Genomic DNA, 3,833 nt, shown 5'->3' with positions numbered 1-3,833 from the left:
CAGCAATCACACCACCGATAATCGCCGCCAAGGTGCCCACGGTGGCGGAGGTAAAGCCCAGTGACGAAGCCTCGGCCGCACCTACACCTTCCAGCGCGCCACCGACGGCAGCTGCGGTACCGAATCCACCCGTGAAACCAACCGGCAGCATCATGCCAAACCAGTCCGGAGTATCAAACACCGGCGCGAACAGGTATACGCCCAGCACAACGAACAGGCCCCATTGTGCGGTGAACATGAAGGTGGAATAGGCCCACATATTGCGCGCACCCTTGCGCACGGAGCCACCTAGTTCCATGGAATAAGCCATGGACGCGAACACCACGGCAATCAAGATTGAGGTATAGCTGCCCAGGTTTTCGGAAAACCCGACGATATTCAAAACGTTGGGCCCCAGCAACAAGCCCAGCAGACCAGCGGTGACTGGTGCGGGCAACAGCAGGTCCTGGAAGAAGAATTTGATGCGGTGGCGCAATACGTTACCGATAATCATCAGCAACGAGATAAAGCCAACGTCGAGCATGAGATCGTAAGCGGAAAAGCCTTCCATGAAACACCTGCCTTTACAGAGTGAGGGTGAACGAGATCCTGTGACACTTGTCTGTCCGGCAAGACGACATGTGATCTATACGAAGCCGAGCCTGATACGGCGATCAAAACACAGCACGAGGACGAGATGATCATAGTACCCATGCCGTAATTGTGCTACCCACCGCTATCCGCTACTCGCTCAGCGTTGACCAACCATCACTGCACAACCATCACTGCACGGCGATCATTGCACGACCACCACAGTCCAGCCGGCCCACCCAGACCAGCACCGCACAGCCTGCCCAGCCTGGTCCGCGCGATATTGTGGAGGACATGACTATCCGGGATCTCGCCAGCCTCGCCACGCACCTGCGCGCCCACCCTGCGACGTTCCGGGATGCGGTGCACCGCCATTTTTTCGCAGCACTTCCCGACGCCCGCCAGTCCTTCCCCATGGATGCTTCGCAGGCCCACCGCGGGCTCGCCGAGTCTTTCGCCGCAGCCTTCGATGCCCCGGACCTCGATGAGTATTTCGCTGACCTGGGCCGCTCGCACCGTCGGCACGGCTTCCCACCGGATACCTACCCTATTTTCGCCACCGCCACCCGCCAGGCTTTAGCAGAGATTGATCTTGCCGACAACGTATTGCAGCAGGCCGGTGCGCTTGTCGACGACATCGTCGCGTTCATGTCCACTGCCGCGCATGAGGCCGATGTAGCCGGGATCCCGCCTGCGCACATGGGGCAGGTGGTCGATGTGGAGCGCGTTGATGCCCATACCCGCATCGTGCGTCTGGAATGCGGGCTGCCGGTCGATTATGAGCCCGGCCAGTATTTTTCTGTGGCGACCACATTGATGCCGGGTGTGTGGCGCACTTTGGCTGCTGCCCGCCCCGCTGATGGCTGCGGCACATTGGAATTTCATGTGCGCGATGTCTCACAGCTTCCTGGCGCGTCGGGATATTCGCGGAGGTTCATGATGACGCGCCCGGGTGATCAGTGGACACTGGGTAACCCGGCCGGCCAGCTGGAGCTCGATCCGCAGCGCGAAAGCCTGATCATTGCTTTTGGCACCGCGGTGGCTACGTTGCGGTGTTTGCTTTTCGACGCTTTCGATACCCATGGCGAGCAGCATGCCCCGGTGCAGGCGCTGGTGATTAATGATTTCCCCGGCCAGCATTATGAGCTGGCCACGCTTAACAGCCTGGATAACCTCACCCCGTGGTTGGATGTGCACGCGTTTGCCCGCCATAATTCTGACCCGCATTGGTTGAAGCCACAACGGGCCCGGCATCGCGAGCTGCAACGGGTGCTTGCCGACGACCAGGTGTTTGCCGACGGCAAGGACGACAACGGCAAGGACCCTGATTCATCTGCGAGCTTATCGGTGGAAGAAAACCCTGAGGAGACCATCGCTCACTACCGCGATTGGTCCGACCACGACGTGTTTGTCTTGGGCCCAGAAACTGAAGTCAACGGCATGCTGGAAGCATTCGCGGCAGCCGGATTAGACCCGGATACCCTGCAGACCCAGAGCTGGGGTCGCACGGGTGTGGATACCGCACCGACGGCGAAAAGCGAAACCCACCAGAGCTGATCCACCGAATTCAGTGACGCAGAAATACGGCTATAGCTGACTATCGCTTTTTATAGTCGGCTATAGCTCACGCGTGCCGCGCAGCACCGGTAATGCTTTCCGGGCTTTCGCTATTTCGCCAGCAATATCGTCGAGCTCCACATACAGGATCTCGTCGTCGTAACCAGCTTCGGCTAATAACTCGCCAGTAGGACTCAGCACCCGCGAATGCCCCAGCCCGGTGGGGCCGGATTTTTCCCCACCTTTGTCTGCACCACCGGGGCGAGCTTGACCAGCCGCCAGGAGATACACAGTGGCATCGAGTGCCCGGGCGCTCGTCAACACCCGCCATTGCTCCAGCTTGCCTGGGCCGTCCGCCCAGCTAGTAGGCAGCACAACAAGCTCGGCGCCATCATCGGCCATCTTTTTAAATTGCTCTGGGAACCGCACATCGTAGCAGGTCGCTACGCCAACTTTGTGTCCCGCAACATCAACCACCACGGTGGTATCCCCCGGGTGCACGGTATCGGATTCGCGGTAGGCGAAAGCATCGAAGGTGTGGATCTTGTCATAAAACTCGCTGCTTCCGCCGCCTGTAACGAGGGCGGAGTTGTATACGCGGTTGATGGTTTTCCCGTCGACCTCCACCGTATCGGCGGGGCGGAACATGCCGACGACGGCTGTCACGCCGAGTTCGTCGGCAAGCGTGGTGATTTCTTCCGTGAAATACTCGGCATATTCCTGGGCGTTGCCGTCCAGGCGCCCGGAGTCGAAGGCTTGAAACGTCGCTTCTGGCAGCACAATGAGCTGCGCATCGTGGTCTGCGGCCTCGGTAATTTTATCTTTGGCCAGTGCCAGGTTCGCTTCCACGTCGGGTCCAGAGGTCAGCTGTACTAGTGCGATCTTCATGATGCTAGTCTAATCGCGCGCCACCGCGCTGTGTTGTGGATAACTCCATTTATCCACAGGCATAGCTCGCACCGGCTGGCCACTATGCGCTATCCCACGCAGACTCGCACCCATGAACTTTCTGCGATTCACCGATTCTGCTCTTGATCTACTCGCCACGCACGCCCGGCATCGATTCGCCCCGCGTATCGCAGATGCGACTGGCATCGGTTCCACCAGCGCGGCACACCCCACCAGCACTGCGGCTTCCACCCCAACCCTGGCTGCGCTGCGTCATGCGGAAGGCAGCTGGTATGACACCGCCGTCGACATTGATGACCAGCTCCAGGCCCACCTCACAGAGATGCGCGGAACCTTCTGCGCACTCGCGGAAGACGACGAGGCCATGGCGTATCACCTCAGCCACACGCTTTCGGCATCGAAAGGAAACTGATCATGGCTCTAAACACCGCACAGCCCAGCACCGCACAATCCAGCGCTGCGCAGCCCAGCGGCACCACTACCGCGCAAGAAATGTTCGCTGCCGCCACCAGAATCCGCTCCCGTGCCAGCACCCTCGAGCACGACCAACAGCAACTCTCCGGTGAAATCACCAGTATGTTGGGCTTAGAATTCGACGGCGATGCAGCCAGAGCTGGTATTGACCGTGCCCATGAGATCATCGACACCATCACCACGGCAACACGCAATATGCGCACCATCGCCGGGATCGTTGAAACCTTCGCCGGACACATGGAATGGGCCGAGCGCCTGGAACGCATCGCGACCGCAACCATAAATGCGGTTCCTGCCGGCCCGGCGATATCACAGGTGCTGCG

General features: G+C 59.6%; 4 protein-coding genes and 1 pseudogene. 3 read left to right on the top strand and 2 right to left on the bottom strand.

Annotated elements, in window-relative coordinates:
- Window positions 1–550: pseudogene (locus tag A5774_RS00285) on the bottom strand (sodium:glutamate symporter); the annotation flags it as partial.
- 314 nt (window positions 551–864) lie between these two features.
- On the opposite strand from A5774_RS00285, the gene A5774_RS00280 reads away from it, so the two are divergent.
- Window positions 865–2,127, top strand: a complete 1,263-nt coding sequence (locus tag A5774_RS00280) for a hypothetical protein (protein WP_156519499.1) — start codon at window positions 865–867, stop codon at window positions 2,125–2,127.
- Between the two features lie 60 nt (window positions 2,128–2,187).
- On the opposite strand, the gene A5774_RS00275 is transcribed toward A5774_RS00280, so the two are convergent.
- Complete coding sequence (locus tag A5774_RS00275; protein WP_023018449.1) at window positions 2,188–3,015, bottom strand: carbon-nitrogen hydrolase family protein; 828 nt, start codon at window positions 3,013–3,015, stop codon at window positions 2,188–2,190.
- A gap of 112 nt (window positions 3,016–3,127) precedes the next feature.
- Here A5774_RS00275 and A5774_RS00270 point away from each other — a divergent pair, with 112 nt between their 5' ends.
- A complete protein-coding gene (locus A5774_RS00270) occupies window positions 3,128–3,448 on the top strand; it encodes a hypothetical protein (RefSeq protein WP_023018450.1) in 321 nt (106 codons plus the stop codon).
- A gap of 2 nt (window positions 3,449–3,450) precedes the next feature.
- Window positions 3,451–3,833: hypothetical protein (locus tag A5774_RS00265; RefSeq protein WP_156519498.1), on the top strand; the 383-nt coding region annotated here is incomplete at its 3' end.

The sequence above is a fragment of the Corynebacterium sp. EPI-003-04-2554_SCH2473622 genome, assembly GCF_001665955.1.
GTDB classification, from domain to species: Bacteria; Actinomycetota; Actinomycetes; order Mycobacteriales; family Mycobacteriaceae; genus Corynebacterium; species Corynebacterium pseudodiphtheriticum.
This window is presented reverse-complemented; position numbering and strand designations above follow the sequence as displayed.